This is a genomic window from Streptomyces sp. NPDC055400 (assembly GCF_053644375.1).
Map to the genome: position 1 here is coordinate 94645 of NZ_JBSHLM010000020.1, position 26070 is coordinate 120714.

Annotated in this window: 27 protein-coding genes; 15 read left to right on the top strand and 12 right to left on the bottom strand. The window is 67.9% G+C overall.

Features of this window, described 5'->3' with window-relative positions:
- The first annotated feature begins 32 nt into the window (after positions 1–32).
- The 4 genes from ACWIGU_RS39575 to ACWIGU_RS39590 all read left to right on the top strand — a co-directional run bounded on the left by ACWIGU_RS39575 (position 33) and on the right by ACWIGU_RS39590 (position 3781).
- Positions 33–461: a VOC family protein gene (locus ACWIGU_RS39575; protein WP_454406653.1), complete on the top strand. Its 429-nt coding sequence runs from the start codon at positions 33–35 to the stop codon at positions 459–461.
- Positions 458–1894 carry a dienelactone hydrolase family protein gene (locus ACWIGU_RS39580; RefSeq protein ID WP_454406654.1) on the top strand — a complete coding sequence of 479 codons (1437 nt, stop codon included), beginning with the start codon at positions 458–460 and terminating at the stop codon, positions 1892–1894. The genes ACWIGU_RS39575 and ACWIGU_RS39580 overlap by 4 nt, the downstream gene beginning before the upstream one ends.
- A gap of 395 nt (positions 1895–2289) precedes the next feature.
- Positions 2290–3039, top strand: coding sequence for a dienelactone hydrolase family protein (locus ACWIGU_RS39585; RefSeq protein ID WP_454406655.1), 750 nt, complete (start codon positions 2290–2292; stop codon positions 3037–3039).
- 52 nt (positions 3040–3091) lie between these two features.
- Positions 3092–3781: a TetR/AcrR family transcriptional regulator gene (locus ACWIGU_RS39590; protein WP_454406656.1), complete on the top strand. Its 690-nt coding sequence runs from the start codon at positions 3092–3094 to the stop codon at positions 3779–3781.
- Positions 3782–3908: 127 nt separating this feature from the next.
- Here ACWIGU_RS39590 and ACWIGU_RS39595 read toward each other — a convergent pair whose 3' ends face one another.
- The 3 genes from ACWIGU_RS39595 to ACWIGU_RS39605 all read right to left on the bottom strand — a co-directional run bounded on the left by ACWIGU_RS39595 (position 3909) and on the right by ACWIGU_RS39605 (position 5829).
- Positions 3909–4490: a VOC family protein gene (locus ACWIGU_RS39595; protein ID WP_454406657.1), complete on the bottom strand. Its 582-nt coding sequence runs from the start codon at positions 4488–4490 to the stop codon at positions 3909–3911.
- 93 nt (positions 4491–4583) lie between these two features.
- Positions 4584–5057 (bottom strand): fumarylacetoacetate hydrolase family protein, encoded by a 474-nt coding sequence (locus tag ACWIGU_RS39600; protein ID WP_454406658.1) that lies wholly within the window; start codon positions 5055–5057, stop codon positions 4584–4586.
- Between the two features lie 286 nt (positions 5058–5343).
- Positions 5344–5829 carry an Lrp/AsnC family transcriptional regulator gene (locus tag ACWIGU_RS39605; RefSeq protein WP_454406659.1) on the bottom strand — a complete coding sequence of 162 codons (486 nt, stop codon included), beginning with the start codon at positions 5827–5829 and terminating at the stop codon, positions 5344–5346.
- Between the two features lie 161 nt (positions 5830–5990).
- On the opposite strand from ACWIGU_RS39605, the gene ACWIGU_RS39610 reads away from it, so the two are divergent.
- Complete coding sequence (locus tag ACWIGU_RS39610; protein WP_454406660.1) at positions 5991–9515, top strand: indolepyruvate ferredoxin oxidoreductase family protein; 3525 nt, start codon at positions 5991–5993, stop codon at positions 9513–9515.
- Positions 9516–9771: 256 nt separating this feature from the next.
- On the opposite strand, the gene ACWIGU_RS39615 is transcribed toward ACWIGU_RS39610, so the two are convergent.
- Positions 9772–10425, bottom strand: coding sequence for a TetR/AcrR family transcriptional regulator (locus tag ACWIGU_RS39615; protein ID WP_454406661.1), 654 nt, complete (start codon positions 10423–10425; stop codon positions 9772–9774).
- 140 nt (positions 10426–10565) lie between these two features.
- On the opposite strand from ACWIGU_RS39615, the gene ACWIGU_RS39620 reads away from it, so the two are divergent.
- The gene (locus ACWIGU_RS39620) at positions 10566–11852 is read left to right on the top strand and encodes an MFS transporter (protein WP_454406662.1); all 1287 of its coding nucleotides are present in this window, start codon (positions 10566–10568) and stop codon (positions 11850–11852) included.
- A gap of 32 nt (positions 11853–11884) precedes the next feature.
- Entirely contained in the window at positions 11885–13651 is a 1767-nt protein-coding gene (locus ACWIGU_RS39625; protein WP_454406663.1) for a glycoside hydrolase family 3 protein, read from the top strand.
- A gap of 64 nt (positions 13652–13715) precedes the next feature.
- On the opposite strand, the gene ACWIGU_RS39630 is transcribed toward ACWIGU_RS39625, so the two are convergent.
- On the bottom strand, positions 13716–14168 hold the full coding sequence (locus ACWIGU_RS39630) for a hypothetical protein (protein WP_454406664.1): 453 nt from the start codon (positions 14166–14168) through the stop codon (positions 13716–13718).
- A 457-nt stretch (positions 14169–14625) separates the two neighbouring features.
- Positions 14626–14790, bottom strand: coding sequence for a hypothetical protein (locus ACWIGU_RS39635; protein WP_454406665.1), 165 nt, complete (start codon positions 14788–14790; stop codon positions 14626–14628).
- A 187-nt stretch (positions 14791–14977) separates the two neighbouring features.
- On the opposite strand from ACWIGU_RS39635, the gene ACWIGU_RS39640 reads away from it, so the two are divergent.
- From ACWIGU_RS39640 to ACWIGU_RS39650, 3 genes are read left to right on the top strand one after another with little or no spacing between them, the layout of a single operon-like run.
- A complete protein-coding gene (locus ACWIGU_RS39640; RefSeq protein ID WP_454406666.1) occupies positions 14978–15229 on the top strand; it encodes a helix-turn-helix domain-containing protein in 252 nt (83 codons plus the stop codon).
- Positions 15226–15744 (top strand): IS630 family transposase, encoded by a 519-nt coding sequence (locus ACWIGU_RS39645; protein WP_454406668.1) that lies wholly within the window; start codon positions 15226–15228, stop codon positions 15742–15744. Before ACWIGU_RS39640 ends, ACWIGU_RS39645 begins: the two co-directional genes overlap by 4 nt.
- Before the next feature lie 53 nt (positions 15745–15797).
- Entirely contained in the window at positions 15798–16622 is an 825-nt protein-coding gene (locus ACWIGU_RS39650) for a helix-turn-helix transcriptional regulator (protein WP_454406669.1), read from the top strand.
- Between the two features lie 31 nt (positions 16623–16653).
- Here ACWIGU_RS39650 and ACWIGU_RS39655 read toward each other — a convergent pair whose 3' ends face one another.
- The 5 genes from ACWIGU_RS39655 to ACWIGU_RS39675 all read right to left on the bottom strand — a co-directional run bounded on the left by ACWIGU_RS39655 (position 16654) and on the right by ACWIGU_RS39675 (position 20612).
- Complete coding sequence (locus ACWIGU_RS39655) at positions 16654–17697, bottom strand: LLM class flavin-dependent oxidoreductase (RefSeq protein ID WP_454406670.1); 1044 nt, start codon at positions 17695–17697, stop codon at positions 16654–16656.
- Positions 17698–17714: 17 nt separating this feature from the next.
- Complete coding sequence (locus ACWIGU_RS39660) at positions 17715–18353, bottom strand: NAD(P)-dependent oxidoreductase (protein WP_454406671.1); 639 nt, start codon at positions 18351–18353, stop codon at positions 17715–17717.
- 43 nt (positions 18354–18396) lie between these two features.
- Entirely contained in the window at positions 18397–18768 is a 372-nt protein-coding gene (locus tag ACWIGU_RS39665) for a DoxX family protein (RefSeq protein ID WP_454406672.1), read from the bottom strand.
- 85 nt (positions 18769–18853) lie between these two features.
- Positions 18854–19534 carry an SDR family NAD(P)-dependent oxidoreductase gene (locus ACWIGU_RS39670; protein ID WP_454406673.1) on the bottom strand — a complete coding sequence of 227 codons (681 nt, stop codon included), beginning with the start codon at positions 19532–19534 and terminating at the stop codon, positions 18854–18856.
- Between the two features lie 34 nt (positions 19535–19568).
- On the bottom strand, positions 19569–20612 hold the full coding sequence (locus ACWIGU_RS39675) for an NADP-dependent oxidoreductase (RefSeq protein WP_454406674.1): 1044 nt from the start codon (positions 20610–20612) through the stop codon (positions 19569–19571).
- On the opposite strand from ACWIGU_RS39675, the gene ACWIGU_RS39680 reads away from it, so the two are divergent.
- From ACWIGU_RS39680 to ACWIGU_RS39700, 5 genes are all read left to right on the top strand, one after another.
- Entirely contained in the window at positions 20604–21284 is a 681-nt protein-coding gene (locus tag ACWIGU_RS39680; RefSeq protein WP_454406675.1) for a TetR/AcrR family transcriptional regulator, read from the top strand. The two genes, ACWIGU_RS39675 and ACWIGU_RS39680, sit on opposite strands and share 9 nt — an antisense overlap.
- A 332-nt stretch (positions 21285–21616) precedes the next feature.
- On the top strand, positions 21617–22300 hold the full coding sequence (locus tag ACWIGU_RS39685) for an SDR family NAD(P)-dependent oxidoreductase (RefSeq protein WP_454406676.1): 684 nt from the start codon (positions 21617–21619) through the stop codon (positions 22298–22300).
- Between the two features lie 233 nt (positions 22301–22533).
- Entirely contained in the window at positions 22534–23478 is a 945-nt protein-coding gene (locus ACWIGU_RS39690; protein WP_454406677.1) for an aldo/keto reductase, read from the top strand.
- A 223-nt stretch (positions 23479–23701) separates the two neighbouring features.
- Entirely contained in the window at positions 23702–24589 is an 888-nt protein-coding gene (locus tag ACWIGU_RS39695; protein WP_454406679.1) for a dioxygenase family protein, read from the top strand.
- Positions 24586–25020 carry a nuclear transport factor 2 family protein gene (locus ACWIGU_RS39700; protein WP_454406680.1) on the top strand — a complete coding sequence of 145 codons (435 nt, stop codon included), beginning with the start codon at positions 24586–24588 and terminating at the stop codon, positions 25018–25020. Before ACWIGU_RS39695 ends, ACWIGU_RS39700 begins: the two co-directional genes overlap by 4 nt.
- Before the next feature lie 363 nt (positions 25021–25383).
- Here ACWIGU_RS39700 and ACWIGU_RS39705 read toward each other — a convergent pair whose 3' ends face one another.
- Positions 25384–26058, bottom strand: coding sequence for a TetR/AcrR family transcriptional regulator (locus tag ACWIGU_RS39705; RefSeq protein ID WP_454406681.1), 675 nt, complete (start codon positions 26056–26058; stop codon positions 25384–25386).
- Positions 26059–26070: the final 12 nt, after the last annotated feature.

The window sequence follows — 26070 nt, forward strand, 5'->3', positions numbered from 1 at the left end:
CAGGTACGAGTGCGACCCCGAGAGGTGATCCGATGGCGCTGACCGGTCTGGAACTGCACCATCACGCGGTCCGTATGCGGCCCGACGCGGCGGACGAGACGCTGGGCTTCTACCGCGACGTGCTCGGCCTCGCACCCGATCCGGAGGCCCGGGAGATCCCGGACGTGCCGCTGTTCTGGATGGACGTCGCCAACGGCACGCAGATCCACCTCTTCGGCGTCGAAGGCGTCTCGGCCTACGCACGCCGTCCCGACCAGGACCCCTTCACCCCGCACGTCGCCTTCGGCGTGCCCGACATCGCGGCGGCGAAGAAGGAACTGGAGCGGCTGGACGTGCCGTACTGGAAGGCGGGGCGTGACGAGCGGCGGCAACTGTTCGTGTACGACGGCAGCGGCAACATGATCGAGTTGCACCAGACCGGTACCTGCCGCTGCGACCAGCGCACCCGGAGGCACGTATGACCAGCGGTAAACGCGTCCGCCCGCGCGCCACCGCCGACGGCGACGAACGCCTGGCCGAGCTCTACGCGAAGGTCCAGGGCACCGTGGCCACTATTCCGGCCATGTACCAGGCCCTCGCCAATTCGCCCGCGATCCTGGACGGGTGGATCGGCCTCGGCTGGAGTCTGCGTGCGGACGCGGCCGCCGACCGGGGCCTGTGCGAACTCGCGATCCTGCGGGTGGCGCAGCTGACGCGCTGCGATTACGTGTGGCGCAGCCATTGGCATCAAGCCCGACGGGCGGGCATCGGCGAGGACAAGATCGGTATGCTCGGGGAGTGGCCCGACAGCGCTCTGTACTCACCGCTGGAACGCGCCGTGCTCGCTCTGGCCGACGAACTGACGCAGAACGCCACCGTGGCCGAAGCGACCTGGGGACCGGTGGCCGATCTGGTCGACGACCGCCAGGCGGTCGAACTCGTCATGACCATCGCCTGGTACTGCTGTGTGGCCCGGGTCGCCGCGGGCCTGGCGGTCCCGCTCGACGACCACCACGCGCGCGTGCCGGGCCTGCCCGGCTCCGACCGAGGGGCGGACAATGCGCCCGCCTGCGGCCGCCGGGGCCGGGACGGGGAACAGGCAGGAGGCGGTGCGACGGCCCCGGACGGCATGCAGCAAGGGACCCAGGCGAAGCCGGGAGTGCAGGTCGAGGCGGTGTCGCTTCTGGTGGGTGACGCGGAAGTGCGCACCTGGCTCTACCGGCCCAAGCCGATGCCCGCCGAGCCACTGCCCGCGTTGGTCATGGGCGCGGAGGCGACCGGCGTCAATCGCTTCATCCACGACACGGCCGCCGCGCTGGCCGCGCTCGGTCTGGTCGTCGCCGTCCCCGATTACTACCGCGGCGAGGGCCAGGCCGACCCCGACGACTACACCGACATCGCCGAGATCATGCGACATGTCGACGGGTTGGACTTCCAGCGGGCCACGTACGACCTGATGGCCGCCCTCGACCACCTGAAGGCCGACCCCACCGTCGACCCGAGGCGGATCGGGGTGTGGGGATACTGCACCGGCGGCACGTTGGCCTGGCTCACCGCCTGCCTCCGCCGCGACGTCGCGGCGGCCATCCTCTTCTACCCGAGCCAGCCCGTCTTCAACGAACTGACCGACAGGCGTCCAGCGCACCCCATCGACCTGCTGTGGAACCTCAACTGCCCGGTGTTCCTGGTCTACGGGGAGAAGGACCCGCTGATGCCCCCGGACCGGCTGGAGTCGGTCCGTGAGCGCTTCGGGCGGTGGGGGGTCGAGCATACGATCCATGTCGCACCGGGCTGCGACCACTCTTTCGGCGCCCCGATACCGGGCCGCCATGACGCGGCGGCGTACGAACGGGCCTGGGCCGAGGCGGTGGCCTTCGTGAGCAGTCGGCTCGGGCGGAGGGCGCCCGACGGCTGAGGAGGCGTGGCGCAGCGCGGCGTTGTTGTGAAGCACGTCGACGCGAGCCGCGTTGCATGCGTCGTGACTTCCGTATCCTCACCCCTCTGGACTTGGACAGGGAACGTTAACGGAAGGTACTCTCCGTTTGAGCTGGGGAACGTTAGCGATCGTCCCCGTGCTCGACTCCGCGTCAGAGGCCAGGCGGGCTTCCGTCGGCCAGGGCCACGCCGCTCTCGGTCACCGGCCACGGCTGCATCCAACGGATCGTCACGGATCTGAGTGTCATCGACGTGACCGGTGATGGCCTGGGCGTGGTCGCAACCGCTCCCGGCATGTGGGGCGAGGAGTTCCGGTCCAGTACCGCTGCCGAGCCGCGTACCGCGTCCGGCGCGGATATCTGACAGGAGGACGCAATGTCGGCTGTGACGCACATCGATCTCACCCGCCTCAGTGCCACGAGCGGTGGCTCCCGGCGGCTCACGGGCCACCTCGCCCGCCCCGACGGCCCGGGGCCCTGGCCCGGGGTGGTCATCGTTCACGAAGCCCTGGGAGTGGACGATGTCATGCTCCGGCAGGCGGAGCGTCTGGCCCGAGCCGGCTATCTCGCCCTGATGCCTGACCTGTTCACCGACGGCGGTGTCGCGCGCTGCCTGGTTCCCACCATGCGCGCCGCCCTGTCCGGCCGTGGGCGTGCCTACCAGGACATCGAGGCGGCCCGGCTGACCCTCGCCGAACACCCCGACTGCACGGGCAGGATCGGCCTCATCGGTTTCTGCATGGGGGGATCGTTCGCCCTGATGACGGCGGGCAGCGGCTCCTTCGACGCCGCCTCGGCCAACTACGGTCTCCTGCCCAAGGACATGGACCGGACACTGAACGGCGCCTGCCCCGTCGTCGCCAGCTACGGCGGAAGAGACCGGATGCTCAAGGGAGCCGCGGCGAAACTGGACGCCGCCCTGGACCGGCTCGGCGTCACCCATGACGTGAAGGAGTACCCGCAGGCGGGACACTCCTTCCTCAATGACGCCAAGATCGGCCCGCGTCTGCTGCGTCCGCTGCTCCGCGTCAGCGGAATCGGTCCGCACCCCGAATCGGCCGCTGACGCGTGGCAACGCATAGAGGCGTTCTTCGGTGAGCACTTGGCGGTGGCGCAGGGGGACTGATGCTGCCCTTACGGCAACCGGAGTTTGATCTCCAATTTGCTAGGCTGACGTGGTGGCAGCAACTGAGGAGATTCGCCCCGGGAAGCGCGTACTGAGGGCGGACGCTCTGCGGAATCGCGAACGCATCGTCGAGGCGGCGCGCTCGGCCTTTGCGGAGAAGGGCTTGGACGTCCCGTGGGAGGACATCGCGGACCGCGCCGGGGTGGGGATCGCCACGCTGTACCGCCGTTTCCCCACCCGCGAAGAGCTGATCGTCGCGGTCTTCGAGGGTAAACTCCGGGAATACGCAGTGGCTGCCGAGGAGGCTCTCGAGCATCCGGATCCCTGGGCAGGGTTCTGCACCTATGTTGAGCGGATCTGCGGCATGCAGGCGTCTGACCGGGGCTTCACTGACGTGATTACCATGGCGCTTCCCGCCTCCGAAACGGCGCAGGAGGTGCGAGAACGGGCTTACCGCGCGGCCGTGGAACTGATACGGAGGGCACAGGAGTCCGGAGGGCTCAGGGAGGACTTCGTACCCGAGGACATCTTCGTCCTTCTCATGGCCAACGCCGGCCTGGTCCATGCGACCCGGGGTGCCGCGCCGCACGCCTGGCGGCGACTGGTGGCCTACATGCTTGAGGGCTTCCGGGCCGATCGGACCGGTCCGCTGCCCGCGGCGCCCACACCAGCGCAGACGCACCGTGTGCTGCTCGGCAACGCGGCCGCCAAGCGGGTCTGCCCGACCGAGGGCAACGGCTGACGTTCGGGCTGCGACTTCTGCGTGGCGAGTGTGATCACTGGACCCCACCTGGACCTGGACTGCGGGGACAGGACGGCACAGGCGCCGTGCACCCCACAGGTGCCGGCGCCTGCCCGACAACGGTGCTTCAGGGCGTCTGCACCTGAAGGGCGTACGTCCGGGACGTGATTTCCTCGAAGTCCGCCGCAACGAACTTCTCCTCGTCCAGAGCCATCAGTTCTTCTTCGGTCGCCCCGGCGTTCATGCGGGCCAGCAGTTCCTCGCAGTCGAGGTCCATGCCCGAGGGGTTCTTGCGGAATGGTTCCGTGTCCATGAACGCGGACGCGTCCTCACCTGTGTACCTGTCGACGAAGCACTCGACGTTGCCACCGTCCGGGTCCTTGTAGTAGAGCGACATGGTCACCCCGTGATCGGTCGCGACGGTCGGCTCGTGGCCAAGGTCGCGCATCTGCTCGTAGTGCTGGAGCAGGGCGTGGGTGCCGGGGTAGGTGAACGCGACGTGCATCAGGCCAGGCCGGGTGAGGTCCATCTTCTTGTTCTCGGGGAGCTTGGCGAAGGCCATCCGGTGGTGCTCGTCATCGAAGGTGATCGCCTTGAAGGCGGGTGAGTCGATGACGACCTTGGCGTCGAGGAGATCGACGTACCACTGCATCAGCACGTCGGGCTGCCAGGAGTTGAGGACGACGTGGGAGAGCGCACGCGGTTTCATACGGGTTGACCCTTCTCTCTTCCTGCGGCTCTTGTCTTGTTGAGCTCGCTGCCGAACTACTTGTTGAGCCAACGCTCGACGACTGAGCCGGTCCTATACCCCGGCGGGCGCATAGGAGTTGGTCGCCTGAACTCGGTTGCGCAGGACACCGAGGCCTTCAATCTCGGCCTCGATCAGGTCACCTGGCTCATAGAATCCGTCGGGTACGCCGATGAATCCGCAGGTGCCGGTGAACACGGCGTCGCCGGCGGCCAGGCGGCTGCGCACGTCGGCCTCGCGCAGGACGCCGTCGACCTTCCAGTGCATGGAGCTGGTGCGGTCGTTCTGAGTGACAGTGCCGTTGACGCGCATCGTCATCTCCAGGTCGGGCTGGCCGCCGCCGGCAACCTCGTCCTTGGTGGTGATCCACGGACCGATGCCCGTGGCGTGGTAGGTGGACTTCGAGCCCAGCAGGTCCACCATGCGGATCGCGTCTACGGATTCAAGAGCCCGAGAAGCTGAGTCAAACGCCCCGGCCTGGCCGCCATTTTGAGGCGAGGTTTCTCGTTGACGCCTCGTGGGGCCCAACGAAGACTGACGCCCAGTACCGCAGCCGTGAGTCGCGATGTCGGTCCCGTTGGCCGTGGGCGGCGCAGCGGCTGCGGCGGGCGCAGGCGTTCGCCGAGGCGGCAGTCGGCCGTATCCGACGCAGCTCCGTGAAGCGAGCTATGCGGAGGAGGGCCTTTGCTTATTCTGGGCGAGGGTATGCCGGGTTCGTCTCGTCCGGTCATGGCCGTGCAGGTACCCGGCTGCCGCTCTCGGCTGTCCCTCGCCGGGCGGTGGCAATTCTGATCACGGTGCTCCGGTTCCATCGCTACGTTTTCGGCGGGCCAAGTCGTTTGCCTGCCTTGGCGACGAGAGGGAGGAGTCGATAGGGAACTCGTTCGCTCAGGGCGACCTCCGTCTTGGTGCGGACCACGCCAGGAAGTCGGATCAGTTGCTGGATGACATCCTCCAGGTGAGGGTTGTCGCGGGCGGCCACGCGGCACACCAGGTCACCCTCACCGGCGATGCTGTGCGCCTCGATCACCTCCGCTATCGCGCCGAGATGCGCCGCGACCTCCTCCAACATGCCCTGTGCCAGATGGAGATGGACCAGCGCGAGCACGGGATACCCCATTGCGGCAGGGTTGAGTCGGGGCGCCGAGCTGGTGATCACACCCTCGCGTTCTAGACGGGCCAGTCTGCTCTGCACCGTTCCGCGGGCCACCCCGAGGACGCGCGCGTACTCGCGCGTGCCGGCCCGCGGTTCTTCGATGAGCAGACGAAGGAGTGCGCTGTCCAGATCGTCGATATCCATGGCTGTACCGATGGCCTTTCCCACCCGGGCGACGCGCCAGCAGAAGTGTGCCGATGGACCAGTCAAGGGCCTGGGTTATTGACCCGACCGCGTAAGTGGAGCCTATCATCCGGTCCAATTGGCCAAGTGGTTGTGCACATCAAGAACTCGGGCGGTTCCACATGTCAGCTGCGTTGACCGGGCTTACCGAAAGCGGCTTCACTCTCGAAGACCGCTATCTGCGCGAAGACGGCACGGTGTATCTCACCGGGGTCCAGGCCCTCGTGCGTCTCCTTTTCGACCGAGTCAGGCACGATCGGCGCGACGGACGGAACACCGCCGCGTTCGTCTCGGGCTACGAGGGTTCCCCGCTCGCGGGGTTCGACCTGGAGCTCGGTCGCCGATCGAAGCTGCTCACTATGTACGACGTCGTACATCGGCCCGGCCTCAACGAGGAACTCGGCGCCACCGCGGTCATGGGCAGCCAGCTCGCGGGTACCGTCGGTGCTCTGCGGCCCGATGGCGTGACCGGGATTTGGTACGGCAAGTCGCCGGGTCTGGACCGCGCGAGCGACGCCTTCCGTCACGCGAACCTCGCGGGCACCGATCCGCGCGGTGGGGCGGTCGCCCTCGTCGGCGACGACCCGGTCGCCAAGTCCTCCACGGTGCCCTGTGCCTCGGAGCTGACCCTCGCCGACCTGGCGATGCCGATCTTCTATCCTGCGGACCCGCAGGATGTCCTGGATCAGGGCCTACACGCTGTGGAGTTGTCCAGGGCCAGTGGTGTGTGGGCCTCGATGAAGATTGTCACGAATATCGCCGACGCCGCCGGCACTGCGGTCGTGCGGAGCAACTGGGCACCGCCCGTTCTGACGCCGTCGGGCTTCAACGAGCCGTACACGCACCAGCCCAGTACTCATCTGCTCGGGGCCAGTCTCGCGGCCCTGGAGCGCAGCCTGTTCACCGAGCGGCTACCGCTTGCTCTGGAGTACATACGAGCCAGCGGGGTCAACCGAATCATTGGTGGCACCCGGCCGGGCGACCGGATCGGCATCATCACTGCGGGCAAGCCCTACCTGGACCTCCGACAGGCCCTCAGCGTCCTCGGTCTGGACGAGACGGCGCTGGAGCGTTACGGGATCCGGCTGCTCAAGCTCGGCGCCATCCACCCCGTAGACCCTTGCGCCGTCCGCGAGTTCGCCGATGGTCTGACCGAGATCATCGTCATCGAGGAGAAGCGATCCTTCCTGGAGTCCGCCGTCAAGGAGATCCTGTACGGGGTGTCCGGCGCCCCCAGCGTGCACGGCAAGACGGCCCCTGATGGGACCGCCTTGTTCACTCAGGTCGGCGAGTTGAGCGCCGACTCGGTAGCAGCCGGGCTGGGGCGGCGGTTGTCGTCGCCCGAGTACGGGGACATCGAGCCGGTCACCGCATGGCGGGAGCGTCGTCGTCGTGAGCGCGTCCAGCTGCCGCTACTCGGCGCGGCCCGGACCCCATATTTCTGCTCGGGCTGTCCACACAACTCGTCGACGAAAGTACCGGAGGGCTCGCTGGTCGGGGCCGGGATCGGCTGTCACACCATGGCTGTCTTCATGGAGCCCGACCAGGTGGGCACGGTCACCGGGCTCACGCAGATGGGCGGTGAGGGCGCGCAGTGGATTGGGATGGCGCCCTTCACGGACCATCAGCACTTCGTGCAGAACATAGGTGATGGCACGTTCACGCACTCCGGAAGTCTCGCGGTGCGGGCGGCGGTCGCGGCCGGTGTCAACATCACGTACAAGCTGCTGTACAACTCCGCGGTGGCGATGACCGGCGGCCAGGACGCGGTCGGAGGGCTGTCCGTCGACCGGGTGGCACGGCTGCTGCTGGTCGAGGGTGCGGCCAAGGTGATCATCACCACCGAGAATCCCGAGCGGCTGCGCAAGGCCAAGATGCCCAAGCAGGTGGAGGTGCGCCACCGCGATGAACTGATGTGTAGCCAGCAGGAGTTGGCCGCCGTTCCTGGCGTCACCGTCCTGATCCACGACCAGGAGTGCGCGGCGGAGAAGCGCCGCAAGCGGCGGCGCGGCAAGCTCGAGACCCCGGCGTCCAAGGTCGTCATCAACGAGCGAGTGTGCGAGGGCTGCGGCGACTGCGGCGTCAAGTCCAACTGCCTGTCTGTGCAGCCGGTGGAGACCGAGTTCGGCCGCAAGACGCGGATCGACCAGTCCTCGTGCAACGTCGACTACTCGTGCCTGGCCGGGGACTGCCCGTCGTTCATGACCGTGGTGCCCAGCGGCCGGAAGCCCGGGCGCAAGGAAGTCCCAAGACTGGATGCCGAGGCACTGCCCGACCCCGAACGACGGGTCAAGGACGACGACTTCACCGTCCGGATCACGGGCGTCGGCGGAACGGGCGTAGTCACGGTGGCGCAGATCCTCGCCACCGCCGCCGTAGTCGACGGAAGGCACGTCCGTACCCTCGATCAGACCGGGCTCGCCCAGAAGGGCGGTGCCGTGGTCTCGGATGTCAAGATCACCTCGACGATCGTGGAACAGGCTCCGAAGCTGGCCGATGGAGAGTGCGATCTGTACGTGGCCTGCGACTCGCTGGTGGGAACCGACGCGCAATATCTGGCAGCGGCGGACCCCAGCCGTACGATCGCGGTGGTGTCCACCACCGAGGTGCCCACCGGCAAGATGATCATCGATACGACGGTGACCTTCCCGGGGCAGAGCAGTGTCCGCATGGTGATCGACGGCGCCAGCGCGCGTGCCTTCTACGTGGACGCGCGCAGCCTGGTCGAGGAGCTCTTCGGCGACGACCAGTACGCCAACATCCTGCTGCTCGGCGCGGCCTACCAGTACGGAGCACTCCCGTTGTCGGCGGCCTCCATCGAGGAGGCCATCCGCCTCAACGGAGCGGCCGTCGACAGCAATACGCAGGCCTTCCGATGCGGCCGCCAACTGGTGGTCGACCCTGAGGCCCTGCACGCCTTCGTCAACGAGTCCGGCGTCAGCCGTGCGGCCACGGAACCAAGCGCCGCAGCCCGGCGCATCACTGCACTGGTACACGCGGAACCCGGCACGGAACTGGCCCGGCTCCTGGACATCCGTGTGCCGGAACTCATCGCGTATCAGGATGAAAGCTACGCCCGGGAGTACGCGGAGTTCGTCGAACTGGTGCGGCAGCTCGAAGCGGGTTCCACCGCGGTGACCGAGGTGGTGGCCCGCAACCTGTACAAGCTGATGGCCTACAAGGACGAGTACGAGGTCGCCCGGCTCCACCTCGACGACGACCTGAAGGCTGGCATCGAGGACCAGTTCGGTGAGGGCTCACGGTTGGCCTACCAGCTGCATCCGCCGGTGCTGCGAGCGCTGGGGATGAAGCGGAAGATCAGCCTCGGCCCCTGGTCCCGGCCGGTGCTGCGTGTTCTGCGCTCGATGCGCAAGGTACGAGGCACCCGTATGGACGTCTTCGGCTACGCGCGTGTGCGGAGGGTGGAGCGAGCTCTTGTCGACGAGTTCCGCGACGCCGTACTGCGGGCCCTGGACGCCGAGGGGCCCCAGGGCCCAGAGACGGCAGTCGAACTGGCCGCTCTGCCCGACATGGTCCGTGGATACGAACAGGTCAAGCTGGCCAATGTCGCGGCATACCGCGCCAGGCAGGCGGAGTTGCTGGGCCAGCTGGAGCGTCCTGTGGTGGCGCGGGGTGCCGATGCGTGAGGACATCGCTCGTTTGATTGCCGCCCCGCGCTGAGCCATGGACAGGCCGTTCGTCGGGTTCGCCGCTGCGGTTCTGCCGTCGCGTCGTGCCCGGCGCAACGGGCGGTCCTCAGAAATCCTTCACGGACCCGCTCGCGCACGAGTTCAGAGTGCTGTGTGTCGCCTTCCACTGCACCTATGGCGTCCCCATGTGTCTACGCTGAACTGCGGCGCCGGGGCGACCGCAGAGCGTCTGTGACCAGCTTCGGCCAACTCCTTAGTCCGGAGCCAGGGCACGGGACAAACGAGCGAAGTACGCGTCCAAGGCTGCAGGGAGATCCACCGCGTTCTTCGCGAGCGCCCATTGGACCTGCAAGCCGTCCGACACAGCGAGCAGCTCCCGCGCTACACCGCCGACGTCGGTGTCGGCGCGGATCTCCCCGGAGGCCACGACCTGATTGAGGGCGCGGGACAAGAGCTCCACTCCTCGCTCGTAGCGCTGTACGAAGTAGTCGTGGGCCGGATGGGATGGGTTCCCGGCCTCGGCAGAGAGCTTGATGAACAATTCCAACAGGCCCGGGTTGGCCAGGTTGTAAGCCATCTGTTCCTGGGATGCGGCCAGGATGTCGTTCAGGCAGTTGAGGCGCCCGGCCGCGGCAAGTTCGTCCAGTCGTTGTTCCGTGCGCACTTCGCGCTGTTCGAGGACTGCTGTCAGCAGGTTCGCCTTGGAGCCGAAGTGATGGGCCACCAAAGGCGCCGAGGTTCCGGCATCGGCCGCGATCTGGGCGAGCGAGGTGTTGAGGTACCCCTCTGCGGCGAAGCGCGCGGTGGCTGCCTCCACGATGACGTGCCGACGGGTGTCCGCCGCGGCGTAGGACCCGGTGCCGCGTCCACGGCGGCGTGGCCCTTGCGGTGCATCTGGCGTACTCACGGAAACGAGCCTAGTTGCTCACAGGTCCGCTCCTGGAGGAGGGGTGATCTTCCCCACTCTTGAAAATTTTCGAAGCGTTAAGTTTTAATCTGAGCACGGCACATCCCCGTCAGTGACGACGGAGCCCCCAGGAGCGTCTTATGACTACTACGCCCACCACCGCAGAGCACGCCGATGCGCTCCGCGGTGAACAGCCCCAACAACCCCAGAGCAGGTCGTTCGTCCTGTCGCTGGTGGCAGCGCAGGGACTGGTGTCCATCTCACTGTTCACCCCGGTCGTGGTATCGCTGTCGCTACGCGTGGAGCAGATCGCCCCGGACGACAAGTCCGCTGCCCTCGGCGTCGTGCTCGCGGTCGGCGCCTTTCTGGCCATGATCGCCAACCCGGTGTTCGGTGCCCTCTCGGACCGCACCACCTCCCGTTTCGGCCGCCGCCGCCCCTGGCTGGTCGGCGGCATGCTGGTGGGGCTGCTCGGACTGATCCTCGCCGGTCTGGCCGGAAACATCGCCCTGTTGACCATCGGCTGGGCGGTCGCCCAGCTCGGCATCAACGCAGCCCTGGCCGCCCTTCAGGCGACCATCCCGGACCGGGTGCCCGACCAGCAGCGCGGCAAGGTTTCCGGCGCCGTGGGCATGATGTCGTACGTTGCCATGGTCCTCGGCAGTTTTCTCGCGCAGGCATTCTCCGAGCGACCGCTGCTGCTCTTCGCCGTGCCCGGTCTGCTGGGCGTCATCGGCGTGCTGCTGCTCGCCCGCGCCCTGCGCGGGGAACAACCGGCAGACCTGCACGTCCTGCCGCCGTTTCGGCTGGGCGCCTTCGTTCGCTCGTTCTGGGTGTCACCACGCCGGCACCCGGACTTCGCCTGGAACTTCGCAGGCAGGTTTCTGATGTTCGCGGGCATGGCCACGGTCACCTCGTACATGTACTACTTCGTGACCGACCGGCTGGGGCAGAGCGACTCCGGCGCTGCCGGGACCATCGGCATCGCCATGCTGCTGATGACGGTTGGTGCGGTGGCCGGGTCCCTTGGCTGCGGGGCGCTGTCCGACCGCAGCGGACGGCGCAAGCCGTACGTCCTGCTCGGCGCCCTGGTGTGCGTGCTGGGAGTGGCCATGATCGCCTCCGCGCACCAGGTGGGGCTGTTCCTCGCTGCGATGCTCGTCTTCGGCCTCGGCCTCGGCGCTTACCTGGCCGTGGACACCGCCCTCACGGTGGGTGTGCTTCCCAGCAAGGCGGACGCCGCCAAAGACCTTGGTGTGCTCAACATCGCCAACGCTCTGCCGCAGTCGCTGGTCCCCGTGATCGCCCCGCTGTTCCTGGCCATCGGTAGCACTGCACACACCAACTACACCGCCTTGTACACCTTCGGCGCCGTCTGCGCCTTGGTCGGCGCCCTCGCCATTCGCATGATCCGTACCGTGCGCTGACGCGCCAGCTTACCGAACCACGGAGAATTACTGTGAGCACCACCCCCGCCTACCGTGACCCGTCGCGCACCGTTTCCGAGCGTGTCGAGGACCTCGTTGCCCGGATGACCCTGGAGGAGAAGGCCGGCCTCCTCTTCCAGCAGATGCTGCTGATCGGCCCCGGCGGCACCCTGCTCGACGAACCGGCCCAGGCCATGACCGCGACCGCCGACCGCATGATCGGCGAACTCGGCATGAACCACTTCAACGTCCTCGGGTCGGCGGCACCCGGCGAGATGGCCGCCTGGCACAACCGGCTCCAGGAGATGGCCGAGGAGACACGCCTGGGCATCCCGGTCACGCTCTCCTCCGACCCCCGCAACGCCTTTACCGACAACCCCGGCACCGCGATGCTGTCCGGCCCCTTCTCGCAGTGGCCCGAATCCCTGGGACTTGCCGCCCTCGACGACCCTGAGCTGATACGTCAGTACGCTGACATCGTACGCCGCGAGTACCTGGCCGTCGGTATCCGCCTCGCGCTGCACCCGCAGATCGACCTCGCCACCGAACCGCGCTGGTCCCGCATCTCCGGAACGTTCGGCGAGGACGCGGAGCTGACGTCCCGCCTGGTCACCGCCTACATCGAGGGCCTGCGCGGGCCCGGCACGCGCACGCTCGGACCCGACAGTGTCGCGGCGATGGTCAAGCACTTCCCCGGCGGCGGTCCGCAGAAGGACGGCGAGGATCCGCACTTCGCCTACGGGCGCGAACAGGTATACCCCGGCGGACACTTCGACTACCACCTGCGGCCCTTCCGCGCCGCGATCGCCGCCGGAGCCGCCCAGATGATGCCGTACTACGGCATGCCGGTCGGCACCCAGTACGAGGAGATCGGCTTCGGATTCAACAAGGGTGTGCTAACCGGCCTGCTGCGCGAGCAGCTGGGCTTCGACGGCATCGTCGTCACCGACTGGGGGCTCATCACCGACGTCGAGATCATGGGTCAGCCGCTGCCGGCCCGGGCCTGGGGCGCCGAGCACCTGACGGAGCTCGAGCGTGCCGGGAAGATCCTGGACGCGGGAGCCGACCAGTTCGGCGGCGAGCATCGTCCCGAGCTCGTGGTGGAACTGGTCCGCGCCGGCCACCTCACCGAGTCCCGTATCGACGCCTCCGTGCGGCGTCTCCTCGCCGAGAAGTTCCGCCTCGGCCTGTTCGACGAGCGTCGTTACGTCGACGCAGAGGCCGCCGAGCAGACCGTGGGCCGTGCCGACTTCCGTGCCGCGGGCAAGGCCGCACAGGCCCGTTCCGTCACCCTGCTCAAGAACAGGGACGGTCTGCTGCCGGCGAGCAGGCGTCCGCTCCTGTACGTGGACGGCGTGGCCCCCGAAACCGCGGCACGGTACGCCGAGTTGACACACGACCCGGCCAAGGCCGATATCGCCGTCCTGCGCCTGGGTACTCCCTTCGAACCGCGGCCCGGCGGCTTCGAGGCCCACTTCCATGCCGGACGCCTCGACTTCCCCGAGGACCGCCTCAAGGAGATCCTGACGCTGCTCGACACGGTGCCGACCGTCGTCGCCATCCACCTCGAGCGCCCGGCCGTCATACCTGAGATCGCCGAGCACGCCGCTGCACTCCTCGCCGTCTACGGAACCAGTGACGAGGCTCTGCTGGACGTCCTGTTCGGCCGTGTCCGCCCCGAGGGCAAGCTGCCGTTCCAACTGCCGCGCTCGGTGCGGGAGGTGGAGCAGGGGCGGCCGGACATCCCCCAGGAGAGCATGAATCCCCTCTTCCGGTTCGGGGCCGGCCTGCAGTACTGAAACGGTAGGTGTCTCCCCGGCCCGAGACGCACCTCGCTGCCGCTTCGCCGAGCTTCCGCGACCTTCAGCGGACGTGGTCGTCGAACCATTTGACGGCGTCTTCCGGGTGTTCGCTGAAGTAGTTGTAGCCGTCGAAGCGGCGGGTGGTGCTTTCGATCCAGACCATGCTCTTGTCTTCGACCGGGATGGCGTCGTAGATGGCCTGAACGTCCTCGGGCCGGGTCATCGCGTCGTCACGGACCTGCGCCACCAGCGTGGGGAAGGAGATGGCGGGGGTGTACGTCAGGGGCGACTGCTCCTCCAAGTGGAGTCCGGTGCACTCGTGGACGGCCTGGTTGAGTCGGTCGTAGCCGCCCTGGAAGCCGATGGCCTCGAAGAACCGCTCGTCCATGGACCTGCCGGACAACGGCTGGAGCAAGATCAGATACTGAATCTCCGCGAACTCCTCGGGATGCTTGGCCCAGGCCACCGCGGTGGAGTTGGCGCCCATACACACAGACAGCAGAGCCTTCTTCATGCTCGTGGTCTCGGGGGGCGACGCGGAGTACCGGAGCCGGCCCGACGACATCGCGATACTCGGTGAGCCCCACGGTGCAGATGCCGCCGTTGCCATACCCGCTCATGCCGTGATTGCGCATGTCATACTGCTCCCGGCTACGGAGCGCGGCATCGTCACAGAGCGTACCTTCGTGCCGAGTACGCTCGCGATCACGCCGCCCTCCACCGGCTGCGGCATCTGGCGGAGGAGGGGCAGATCGCGATGCGGGTCGCCCTGCCCCTGCCCCTGCCTCCCGAACAGGCCGTCAAGGCGCATCGGCTGTGAGGCAGGCGGCCTGCGGGGACGCGTGGTCCTGGCCTTCTGACCGTGAGCGCAAGCCCGATCCGTCCAACAGCCACGCGACGGCTCCGTCCAACGGTCACGCGACGGCGCGCCACACGGGCGAGGCCCGGTCTGGCCCGAGGCGGCGTACCGCTTATCCAGTGCGGAGGTCGAGGGGGGCGTGCGGGTCCAGGTGGATGCCGTATCCACGGAGGCTCTCGTCGATCATGCTCCAGATCCAGCGGGCCAGCTTCGCGACCAACTCGTCCGGGGGGAGGCCGCCCGGTGTGCTGAGCCAGCGCAGCGTCGCCGTGTGCACGAAACCTGCGACGCCGAAGGCCAAGAGCTCGGCGGCCTGGGTGTCGGCTTCCGCGGCGCTGAGGTAGCCGGTGAACAGTCCGGCGAGGTGGTGGCCGACGGCGGCCTCGAGGTCGACCAGGGTGTAGGCGTCGTCGGAGCCGCCGGTGGGCGTGCGCTGGTTGAGGTAGCGGTACAGATCCTGGTTTGTGGTCAGCCAGCGAACGCAAGGTGCCCAGGCTCATGGTTTCGAGGCCGACCTGTGGACCCTGGAACGAGTCGGCGCGGTCGTCACCCGGGCAACGGGGGTGGTGTTGTCGAGGGCGTCGGTGTGGCGGTTGCTGACCGGCCGGCTCGGATGGAGCCTGCAACGGCCCGAGCGGCGGGCGGTCGAGCGGAACGAGTCGGAGATCGCCCGTTGGATCGCGCACGAGTGGCCGCGCATCAAAAAGGGGCCGTGAACACACGTGCCTGGATCGTCTTCCTCGACGAATCAGGCGTCTCCCTGCTCCCTCAGATCCGCCGCACCTACTCGCCGCGAGGGCGGACTCCGCTCCTGCGGCATCGCCTGAACTGGAAGCGCGCGTCGATGGCCGGGGCCTTGGTCGGACTCATCGAGGTCCTGGAGCGGATGAAGGTGTTCTACAGCGGCGAGCGAGTGGTCCTGGTCTGGGACGGTCTGTCCGCCCACTGGAGCCGGGCGATGCGGGCCTGGGTCGCCGAACAGGACTGGCTCACCCTTGAACGATTACCCGCCTACGCTCCCGAGCTGAATCCGGTGGAACGGCTGTGGTCCTCGCTCAAGAAGCGCGAACTCGCCAACCTCGCCGGCGACCAGCTCGCCGATGTCGCCGACGCTACCGAGCAAGGCATCCACCGCATCAACGCCAACCCCCGACTGCCATGGTCATTCCTCGCCCATACGGGCCTGACCATCCACCCACCACACCCACCGAACTTACGAAAAGATCAGTAAGGGCGTACTGCTGGTACACCCCTTGGCGCGGTCACAGGCCGTACCGTTGTGGTGTGGACAACCGCCAAGAGGTCCGCGAGTTCCTCAACTCGCGGCGCGCCAAGATCTCCCCGCAGCGGGCCGGGCTGCCGGTCGGCGTCCGGCGACGCGTGGCGGGTCTGCGCCGGAGCGAAGTGGCCGCGCTCGCCGACGTCAGCGTCGAGTACTACGCTAAGTTGGAGCGCGGCGACCTTGGCAGCGCTTCGCCAGCTGTACTGGAGGCCATCGCGCGTGCCCTGCAGCTGGACGACGCCGAACGCGCCCATCTAGTCAACCTCGCCCGGGCCGCCGCTGGATCCGATGCGCTGGCGGTCGTCGCCGGGCCTGCCTTCGTCGGCAACGGTCGCTCGGACCTGCTGGCCGCCAACACGCTCGCGCGCGCCCTGTACAGCGATCTGTACGCATTCGGCGGGGCGACTCCGAACCTGGCCCGGTTTGCCTTCCTCGCCCCGGCCGCCCGGTGCTTCTACCGCGACTGGGAGTTGCTCGCCGACATCCAGATTGCCAACCTGCGTACCGAAGCCGGGAACCACCCGCACAACAAGGACCTGCACGATCTGATTGGGGAACTGTCCACTCGCAGCGAGGAGTTCCGCTCCCGCTGGGGCGCCCACGATGTCCGGCGCCATGGCGCCGGGCTGAAGACCTTTCTCCACCCGGCCGTCGGCGAACTCACCCTCGCCTACGAGGGGCTGGAGATGAAGGCCGAGCCGGGCTTGTCGATGAACATCTACACCGCCGAACCTGGCTCGGCCTCCGAAGTGGGTCTGCGTCAGCTGGCCCGTTGGGTGAACGCGCGCGAAGCCCAAACCTTGGCCGAGATGTCCGCGACCGACTGAACACCTGCCGCGGAACGTCGCTGACGACGGATCAGGACTGCGGGGCCAGTTCGGCGCGGATCTGGGGGAGCACCTTGGTGCCGAGCAGCTCGATGCTGCGCAGAACGTCGCGCTGTGGCATGCCGCCGACGTCCATCTGCAGGATCTGCCGGGTGTGACCGAGCAGTCCGTGCAGATGGAGGATACGGTCGGCGATCTCGTCGGGGCTGCCCGCGAAGACCATGCCTCCGGGGCCGAGAGCCGCGCTGCGGTCGGTGCGGGGTGGTGCGGGGCGGCCGAGTTCGGCCATTCCGTCGGCCATCATGCGGTGCTCCAACTCGAGGTATGTGGCGCGGGCCTTCTCGCTGGTTTCGGCGACGTAGCCGTGGACGGCGACGGCTACGTCGGCCCGGTCGGCGGGGTGGCCGGACTCGTCCCAGGCGGTGCGGTAGGCGTGGCCATACTGAGCCCAGTGGTCGGGCGTGCCGCTGAGGATGCCGAGGAACATCGGCAGCCCGAGCTCGACGGCACGGTAGACCGATTCGGGGCTGCCGCCCGTTCCCAGCCACAGCTTCAGGGGCTGCTCGGGGCGGGGGAAAACGGTGACGTCCTGGAGGGGCCGGGTGCGGTGCGGGCCGTTCCACGTCACGCTCTCGCCCGCGTTGATCGCCATCAGCAGGTCGAGCTTGGACGCGTACAGCATGTCGTAGTCGCGCTCGTCGTAGTCGAACAAGGGGAACGTGATCGTTGACGATCCGCGTCCGGCGACGGCCTCGATCCGTCCGGGGGCGATGGACGCGGCTATCGCGAGCTGCTGGAACACCCGGATGGGGTCGTCGGTCGACAGGACGGTGACGGCCGTGCCGAGCTTGATCTGTCGGGTGCAGGCCGCTGCGGCGTTGATGACCGAGGTGGGGGAAGCCAGCGGCATCGTCCGCATGTGGTGCTCACCCACCCCGAAGTAGTCAAGACCGACCTCGTCGGCGAGCTTGATGGCCTCCAAGACATCGCGGACGGCCTGGGCAGTGGGACCGCGGCTGCCGTCTGCGAGGCGTGGGGTGTTGCCGAAGGAGTAGACGCCGAGTTCGAAGGTCATGACAGATGGTCCTGGTTCTAGTTGCTGATGGCGGGCATGGCCCGCTGGTAGCGGGTGTCGGTGAGCTGGGAGACGAGGAATGCGGCGATGTCGGCGCGGGTCATGGTGGAGCCGACCTTGTCGTGGCCGAGGAAGCCGGACTGGATACGGCCGGTGGCGGGCTTGTCGGTGGGGTTGGTGATGCGGGCGATGGAGTAGTCGAGGTCGGAGAACGTGACGGCCTCGGTCATGCCCTTCAACTCGATCAGCGCGTTCGGGAAGAACAGACGGGCCATCACGGGCAGCACCTTGTGCTTCCAGTGCGGCTTGTCCTGCGGGTCGGCGAGGGAGGGGGTGGCCAGGCCGATGAACCGGGTCACCTTCTGCTCGCGCATGACGTCAACGATGGTGCGCGTGCCCTGGGTGAGCGGGGTGCCCTTGGCCGAGCGCTTGAGGGACGGGCCGAGCGCACTGATGACCACGTTCGCGTCGGTGATGGTCCGTGTGACGGCATCGCGGTCGGACAGCGGACCGGTGATGATGGTGAGGTTCGGGTGGGTAAGGGCGAGCTTGGCCGGGGTGCGGGCCAGGGCGGTGACGTGGTGGCCGTCGTCCAGGAGTTGCTGGACGACGATGCGGCCGATGCCACCGGTCGCGCCGAAGACGGTGACGTTCATCAGGGGTGGCTCCTTGCAGTGGGGGTTGGGTAAAGGCTTGGGATCAGAAGCTGTAGGGGCCGAAGCGTCCCCAGGCCACGACGACCGCCAGGATCAGTAGGACCGTGTTGAAGGCGATCGCCGAGGGCTCCTTGCGGCGGGCGTGGGTGATCGCGGCCAGCACCATGACCACGGCCAGGCCGGTCGCGGCCAGCGGGGTCAGTACCGGGGCGATGCCGGTGGCCGCGGGCAGGATGAGCCCGAGGGCGGCGGCGAACTCCACGATGCCGATGAAACGGACGGTGCCTGGGGAGAAGTCGGCCACCCAGGGCAGCTTGTCGACGAGCTTGTCCTTGGGCTGGGTGGACTTCATGACACCGGACATGGCGAACATGGCGGCGAGTACGGCCTGCAGGATCCACAGGAAGACGTTCACGGTAAGGGCCTTCTGTACAGGGACGAGGAGAGCGGATGGGCCGAGTGAGGGGCGTGGGGGCGCCCCTCCCCGAACGTGGGCCTTGTCAGGCGTTGAAGACGGCCTCGGAGCGATCGCGGTCTTCGTGCAGGTCCCAGTACAAGGGAGCGATCTCGTCGGACGTGGCGGTGGGGAAGCCTTCGGGGCCACCCTCGCCGATCCATACGTTGATGGCCACGTGGGCGGCGTGGACACCACTGCCTGCCAGCTCCTTGTCCAGGTTGAGCACCCAGTTGCGCAGCGCTGCCTGGCCCGCATTGACGTTGCCCATCATGGGGACGGGGTCCACCGAGCCGCCGCCAGTGGTGAACAGCAGCGTTCCCGCGCCCGCCTCACGCATTGCGGGCAGCACCGCGCGGGCGGCGGTGACGGCGCCGTAGAAGGAGTACTCGATCTGCGGCTGCAGGTTCTCCACGGTCACCTCGGAGGGGGCGGCCATGGTGAAGCCGGGCACGGGCGAGTGCGGGGCGGGGGAGTACTCCAGCACGTCGATGGTGCCGAAGCGGGCCTTCGCGCTGTCCAGGGCGGCGGTGAGGGAAGGCCGGTCGAGGATGTCGGCGGGGAACGCCTCCGCGGTGATGCCTTCCTGGCCGAGCTGGTCGACCAGCGTCTGCAACTTGTCCTTGGTACGGGCGATGAGCGCGACGTCGAAGCCGCGGCTGCCGAAGGTGCGGGCTATGGCCAGGCCCATTCCGGGGCCGGCACCGATGATGGCGATAGTGGGCACGTTGAGGATCTCTTTCGTACGCGGTGGGTTGATGTCAGGAGCAGGTGATGGCGAGCTTGCCGAGCGCGCCGGAGCTGAAATCGGCGAACGCCTGCGGCGCCTTGTCCAGCGAGTAGGTGGCGGTGACCGGCACCCGCAGCGCGCCCGAGGCGGCCTGCTCCGCCAGCGTGGCGAGGGTCTCGGCGTTCGGGACGGCCATGACCGAGTGGACGGTGACGTCCCGGTCGCCGACGGCATCTTGGGTGAGGCCGACGGTGGAGGCGATCTGCCCGCCGGCGCGCAGCAGGCCCGCCAAGGCCACGCCGTCGCCTGCCAGGTGCAGGACCGCGTCGACGCCGCCCGGGGCGAGTGCGTGGACCTGCGCCTCCAGGTCACCGGTGAAATCGACCACGTGGACCTCGGCGCTGCTCAGGCCGGTGACGAAGCGGGTCTCAGCGCTGGGGCGGGCGGTCGCGATCACGTTCGCGCCGCGGGCTGCGGCGAGCTGCACGGCCAGTGCGCCCACCCCGCCGGTGGCACCTGAGATCAGCACCGTCTCGCCTTCGGACAGGCCTACAGCGTTCAGGCTGTCCAGGGCGGCGGTCCCGGCCAGACCGAGGGCGCCCGCGTCCCGCGTCTCCAGGCCGGTGGGAAGGTGCGCGACGCCGATGGCGGCGGGCACGGTGACGTACTGCGCCAGCGAACCGGTGCCCAAGAACGGCTTCATCGTGACGCCGAAGACTGCGTCTCCGACCGCGAAGCCCTCGACATCGTCGCCGACGGCCTCGACGGTTCCTGCGAAGTCTTTACCGAGCACCAGCGGAAACCGGTGCTCCATCATTCCCTGCAGGAAGCCTGCCGCCGTGGCGGCGTCGAAGCCGTTCACCGACGACGCCGCAACCTTCACCAACACCTCACCCGTCTCCGGGCGCGGAGTGTCGACCTCGGTAACGATCGGGGCGGCAGGTACGGAGCTCAGGATTACAGCGCGCATTACGATCACCTTCACATAACTGGAACGGGTGTCCCGCTTCTGATTCAGCATAACAACCGAACTGGGTATGGTGTTCCACTTCGGTAGGCTGAGGTCATGACTCATTCCGCACCCCCTGGCGCGACCTCGGACCGGCAGCCCGATTCCGGGCTGCGTGCCGACGCCGAACGCAATCGCGAGCGCATCCTGGCCGCCGCTCGCCGCCTGTACGCCACCGAAGGGCTCGGGGTCTCCATGGCTTCCGTCGCGCGCGAGGCGGGCGTCGGCAAGGCCACGCTCAGTCGCCGGTTCGCCACCCGTGAAGAGCTCATCACCGAGGTCTTCGCCGACCGCATGGACGCCTACGCCGCCGCCGTCGCCGAGGCGCTCGCCGACCCCGACCCCTGGCACGGCTTTGCCGGTTACGTTCATGCCGTCTGCGCCATGCAGGCCGCCGACCGCGGCTTCGCCGACGTCCTGACCATGACCTTTCCCGCCGCCAAGGCGCTGGAGGCCCGGCGCGCCGAGGCGTTCGAGGGGTTCATGGCCCTCGCCGCCCGCGCCCAGGGCGCAGGCGCGTTGCGCGAGGACTTCGCCTCGGAGGACCTCGCCATTCTCCTCATGGCCAACGCCGGCGTCGTCGCCGCCACCGGCGACGCCGCCCCCGGTGCCTGGCGCCGCCTCGTCGGCCACATGCTCCGCTCGTTCGCCACCCCCGGCACCAACATCCCGCCGCTGCCCGAAGCGCCCACGCCTACGGCGCTGTACCGCGCCATGGTCCGTCTTGCGCGCTCCTAAAGGCTCCGGGAGTCGCATGCCGGGTGACGGATGACCTTGGGGTACCCGGGCGAGCGGTTCGGTCCGGGGGCTGCGGCGTGGGCGGCGCGGTGCCGGTGTGTGGTCGGCGGTATGGCGTGGTCCTCCCGGGTGTGCGGGGTCACCCGCAACCGGAGCGAGCTTTCCGGTTCTCGTGTTACGGTGAGTTTCATAGAAGCGGAAAGGTCTTTCCGTATTGAATCGGAAAGGGCGCTCCAGATCGGGGGTGCGTCGGTACCACCGCACGGACACTGCGTGAGCCCGCCCAAGACGCCCCCGTGAACACGAATCACGAACACGAATTAGGAATCACCATGACCACCATCGCCATCGTTGGGGCCGGCCCGCAGCTGGGCCTGGCCATCGCCCGCACCTTCGGCTCCCAGGGTTTTGACATCGCCCTGATCGCCCGGAACCGCGAGAAGCTGGATGGTCTCGTCGAGCAGCTCGGCCAGGAAGGCGTCACCGCGGAGGCCTTCCCCGCGGACGTGCTGGACCGTGCCGCGCTTACCTGGGCTCTCAAGGACGCCGCGACACGGTTCGGCGGAATCGATGTCCTGGAGTACTCGCCCGTGGGCGCCTTCGGCGTGGCGGCGCTGACTGCGCCGGCTGAGACGGAGCCGTCCCATGTGGACTACGAGATGCAGTTCCAGCTCTACGGGGCCATCGCGGCCACCAAGGCGGTGCTGCCCGCGATGCGCGAGGCTGGTGCGGGCACCCTGCTCTACACCACCGGTGGTGGCTCGATCTCGCCCGACCCGCGGGTTGCCAACGTCAACGCCGCTGCAGCGGCGCTGCGCAACTGGGTCTTGAACCTGCACAACGAACTGGCCGATGCGGGCACCGGGATCCAGGCCGCCCACGTCGCCATCGACGTAGCGATCGGCGCCCCCGTCATTTCCGGGCTCCCCACCGCGCAGCCCGAGCAGATTTCCCCCGTCTACTGGGAACTGCACGACACGCACCGCAGCGAGGCGGAGCGTGTCTTCCACCTCTGACGCGCCACGACGCGGCCCAGTCGAATGCGTGCGCCGAGCCCCGCGACGTGCGAAGCGCAGAGCAGCGGTTTGCATTCTGCAGCCACGTCGTTCGGAATCCGTTCCCGGGCCCGGATGGAGTGCGACGGACGGCGGACAGTGATCAGGACTCGCCGTCCGCAGGGCGAAGCAGTGCGTACGTAACCACTCCCGAACGACAACAATCCCTCGGTAAACCGGAGTTGTGATTCAGCATGACCACATTGCGCCAGCTCGGCTCGTCCGACCTGAACGTCTTCCCGCTTACTCTCGGTGGCAACGTCTTCGGCTGGACCGCCGACGAGAAGCAGTCCTTCGAGATCCTCGACGCCTACACTGCCGCCGGCGGCAACTTCATCGACACAGCCGACGCCTACACCGCGATGATCGAAGGCAACGAGGGCGGTGAGTCGGAGAACGTCATCGGCAAGTGGCTGCAGCAGCGCGGCAATCGGGCCGATGTGATCGTCGCGACCAAGGTCGGGTTGCACCCCGAGTACGAGGGACTGCGCGCCGACACCATCAAGGCGGCGGCCGAGGCGTCCCTTCGGCGTCTCGGTACCGACTACATCGACCTTTACTACACCCACGCCGACCGGCCGGAGGTGCCGGTCGAAGAGATCATCGGCGCGCTCGACGAGCTGGTGAAGGCGGGCAAGGTGCGTCACATCGCCGCCTCCAACATCTCCGCCGTACGCCTGAAGGAGTCGCTCGACTTCTCCGACCGCGAGGGCCTGGCCCGGTATGTGGCGCTGCAGCCGCACTACAACCTGGTCTCGCGTGAGACCTATGAGGGCGAACTCCAAGACCTCGCAGAGGAGGCCGGGCTCGCCGCGGCCCCGTATTTCGCGCTGGCTTCCGGCTTCCTCACCGGCAAGTACCGCCCCGGCACCACGGTCGACAGCGCGCGGACTGGGTATGCCGCACATTACCTGGCAACCGAGCGCGGGCAGAGGGTTCTCACCGCGGTCGACGAGGTTGCCCAGGCGCACGGCGTTGCAGTCGCGACGATCGCCCTGGCGTGGCTCGCCGCCCAGCCCACCGTGGTGGCCCCCATCGCCTCCGCCCGCACGCCGGAGCAGCTTCCGGCGCTCCTGGGAATGGCCGGCCTGCGGCTGACCGACCAGGAGCTGACGAAGCTCACGCAGGCTTCGGCCTGAAGCGCTTCTGGGGAGCGGGCTGCGTTTCAGCGTTGCTCTCGGTGCGGCGAGCGTGCGTGCCGGGCGGGGCGTGCTTCACGCCACTGGACCGCCGACAGCCGGACTCGACGCAACATGACCAACGCTCCCAGCCCTTCCATCCGCGATCCGCCGCTTCGCTGACGACATCAGCCGACGGACGCCTTCCAGTAACGATCCCCAACATTTCGAGGAACAGAGCGACATGACCTCAGCTATCGACCCGTCGTACGTCGACCCGGCGCGGATCAATCTCCGCGCGGTGCGCCTCGTCGAGGCGTTCAAGGCCGCCCTCATCCGTCTGCGCGACGAGGAAGGCCTGACCTTCGAGGACCTCAACGCGGTCACGAACCTCCTGCAGAAGGTCCAGCACGCCACCGGCGCCCCCCTGGCGCTGGTCGCGATGCCGCTGTACAGCGAGCTCTTCCAGGGCGGCCAGGACGGCTACACCCCTGCCGACGATGTCGAGAGCCCGACCGTCATCCCCGACACTCCGCACATCGGCAATGGCGGCACTCTGCCCATGCGTCCCGACGAGCCCGGCACCCCGTTGATCGCCTCCGGCCGCATCCTGGACGGCAACGGCAAGCCGTTGGCCGGCGCCAAGATGGAGATCTACCATGCGGCCGACAACGGCAACTACTCCGGCCGGTACGACGACGGAGTGCCGAAGTACAACCTGCGCGGTCACCTGTTCACCGATGACGACGGCCGCTACACCTTCACCACCATCACCCCGGCCCCGTATGCCGACGAGCACGTCACGCCGGTCGACGGGATCGCCGAGGCCACTGCGGCCATCGGCCGCAGCCTCTACCGGCCGGCTCACATCCACTACGAGATCCACCACCCCGACCTCATCGCCCCGTGGTTCGGCGAGATCTACTTCACGGGCGACCCTGTCATCCCCGTCGACTTCGTAGGCCCGAAGATCGCCCAGCCGGCCCTGCAGGCCGACAGCGTGCTGAACGACGACCCGAAGGACATAGCCGAGCAGGGGTTCCAGGGTCCCTACAACACCGCCGAGTTCGACTTCATCCTCAAGACGCACAGCAGCCCCGACACGGCTGTCGCCAAGGGGGCGATCGCATGACTCCCGAGGACGCCGCGGCCTGGTCGCTGGCCCGGCTGAATGATGCCTTCTTCCACCACTACGACCGCCGAGAGTACGACGGTGTGCTCGACCTGTTCGCCCCCGACGCCCAGTACGACGTACGCGGGCGCAGGCTAAACGGTCACGCCGAGATCCTGGAGCTGCTCAATGCCCGCTCCGGACCCGAGCTCACCGTTCGTCACCTGGTGACCAGCCAGCACTTCCACGCCATTGACGACACCACTGCCCAAGGAACGATCACCTTGATCGCCTACGCGGGACCGACGTCGACCGATGGAGGCCCTGCCCTCTATCCGGACACTCAGGCCGGACACATCGTCGAGCTGACCGACCATTACCGGGCCGAGGATGGCCGCTGGAAGATCGCGCAACGTTCCGTTGACATGATTCTCGCCCCGGCTGCCAGCTGATCGCTCCCGAGCTGTCGTCGCGGGGGCGGCCGAGACCGCTCCCGTGACGACGCTCCTTGCACCCCGTTCCCCGGAGAGGCGCCGCTGTCCGCGGCAGAGCCCCGTTCCTCCTTGAAGCGGCTTACCTGCCGCCAGGCCATCGCGGCTTCGCGGGTGAGTGTGTGCAGGAAATGAGCTGTCCGCCGTGTTTGGGCTACCTGCACCCCTCGCAGGAGGGGGTCGTCATGAACTGACACGGCGCAAGCTCGGTTGGACGCAGGAGCCGCACCCAGCTCGGTTCGTGGCCGACCAGCGCGACCAACGACCAGCGTCCACCGACTCGGCTGTGAGCTGTCGCATCGAGCAGACGTGAACTCACAGCGGTCAGTTCTTCTCCTGCTGCTCGGGCGAGGTAATGCCCGTCGGGCTGGCGCGGAGCATGGCCTTGTAGAGGGCGTTGTCCCGGGGCGGGGCGGGCAAGGGGGCGCGGGCCGGGGCCTGGAAGGACTGGATCAGTAGGGCGACGAGGCGGCGCCAGGCGTCGGGCGCGGCGTCGCCGGTGAAGTTGACGACGCCGGCGTTGGCGATGAGCAGGATGACGAGGTCTTGGTTCGTGAAGTCCTCGCGTAGGTGCCCACTCTCCTTGGCGCGGCCGATGAGCTCCAAGAAGCCGTGGTATGCCTCGGTGCGGCGTTCCTCCATGGCTCTGGCGGCGGGGAAGGCCATGGTCAGCACGTCGGCGAAGCCGCGGTCGGCAGCCTGCATGGCGCAGATGGATTCGATGAACCCGGTGAACGCTTCCCATGGGTCGGGAACGTCGAGGGCTTCGTTGACGGCGGCGACGTACCCGTCCATGCGGTCGATGAAAACTGCGGCGACCAGGTCTTCCTTACTGCGGAAATGACGAAAGAGAGTGGCGACCCCCACGCCTGTCTCACGAGCCACGGAGGCCATGGAAGCACCCAGACCATCACGCCCGAACACGGTTCGCGCGGCGGCGATGATCCGTCCTCGGTTGCGCTCGGCGTCGCTGCGCAGCGGCTGGGCGGGGGAGTTCATGCCGCGATCCTA

What these genes read in the sequence shown, in the direction of transcription:
- ACWIGU_RS39575 (WP_454406653.1), top strand. Translation starts at nt 33, where the DNA reads ATGGCGCTGACCGGTCTGGAACTGCACCATCACGCGGTCCGTATGCGG.
- ACWIGU_RS39580 (WP_454406654.1), top strand. Translation starts at nt 458, where the DNA reads ATGACCAGCGGTAAACGCGTCCGCCCGCGCGCCACCGCCGACGGCGAC.
- ACWIGU_RS39585 (WP_454406655.1), top strand. Translation starts at nt 2,290, where the DNA reads ATGTCGGCTGTGACGCACATCGATCTCACCCGCCTCAGTGCCACGAGC.
- ACWIGU_RS39595 (WP_454406657.1), bottom strand. Translation starts at nt 4,490, where the DNA reads ATGAAACCGCGTGCGCTCTCCCACGTCGTCCTCAACTCCTGGCAGCCC.
- ACWIGU_RS39605 (WP_454406659.1), bottom strand. Translation starts at nt 5,829, where the DNA reads ATGGATATCGACGATCTGGACAGCGCACTCCTTCGTCTGCTCATCGAA.
- ACWIGU_RS39610 (WP_454406660.1), top strand. Translation starts at nt 5,991, where the DNA reads ATGTCAGCTGCGTTGACCGGGCTTACCGAAAGCGGCTTCACTCTCGAA.
- ACWIGU_RS39620 (WP_454406662.1), top strand. Translation starts at nt 10,566, where the DNA reads ATGACTACTACGCCCACCACCGCAGAGCACGCCGATGCGCTCCGCGGT.
- ACWIGU_RS39630 (WP_454406664.1), bottom strand. Translation starts at nt 14,168, where the DNA reads ATGAAGAAGGCTCTGCTGTCTGTGTGTATGGGCGCCAACTCCACCGCG.
- ACWIGU_RS39655 (WP_454406670.1), bottom strand. Translation starts at nt 17,697, where the DNA reads ATGACCTTCGAACTCGGCGTCTACTCCTTCGGCAACACCCCACGCCTC.
- ACWIGU_RS39660 (WP_454406671.1), bottom strand. Translation starts at nt 18,353, where the DNA reads ATGAACGTCACCGTCTTCGGCGCGACCGGTGGCATCGGCCGCATCGTC.
- ACWIGU_RS39680 (WP_454406675.1), top strand. Translation starts at nt 20,604, where the DNA reads ATGACTCATTCCGCACCCCCTGGCGCGACCTCGGACCGGCAGCCCGAT.
- ACWIGU_RS39675 (WP_454406674.1), bottom strand. Translation starts at nt 20,612, where the DNA reads ATGAGTCATGACCTCAGCCTACCGAAGTGGAACACCATACCCAGTTCG.
- ACWIGU_RS39685 (WP_454406676.1), top strand. Translation starts at nt 21,617, where the DNA reads ATGACCACCATCGCCATCGTTGGGGCCGGCCCGCAGCTGGGCCTGGCC.
- ACWIGU_RS39690 (WP_454406677.1), top strand. Translation starts at nt 22,534, where the DNA reads ATGACCACATTGCGCCAGCTCGGCTCGTCCGACCTGAACGTCTTCCCG.
- ACWIGU_RS39695 (WP_454406679.1), top strand. Translation starts at nt 23,702, where the DNA reads ATGACCTCAGCTATCGACCCGTCGTACGTCGACCCGGCGCGGATCAAT.
- ACWIGU_RS39700 (WP_454406680.1), top strand. Translation starts at nt 24,586, where the DNA reads ATGACTCCCGAGGACGCCGCGGCCTGGTCGCTGGCCCGGCTGAATGAT.
- ACWIGU_RS39705 (WP_454406681.1), bottom strand. Translation starts at nt 26,058, where the DNA reads ATGAACTCCCCCGCCCAGCCGCTGCGCAGCGACGCCGAGCGCAACCGA.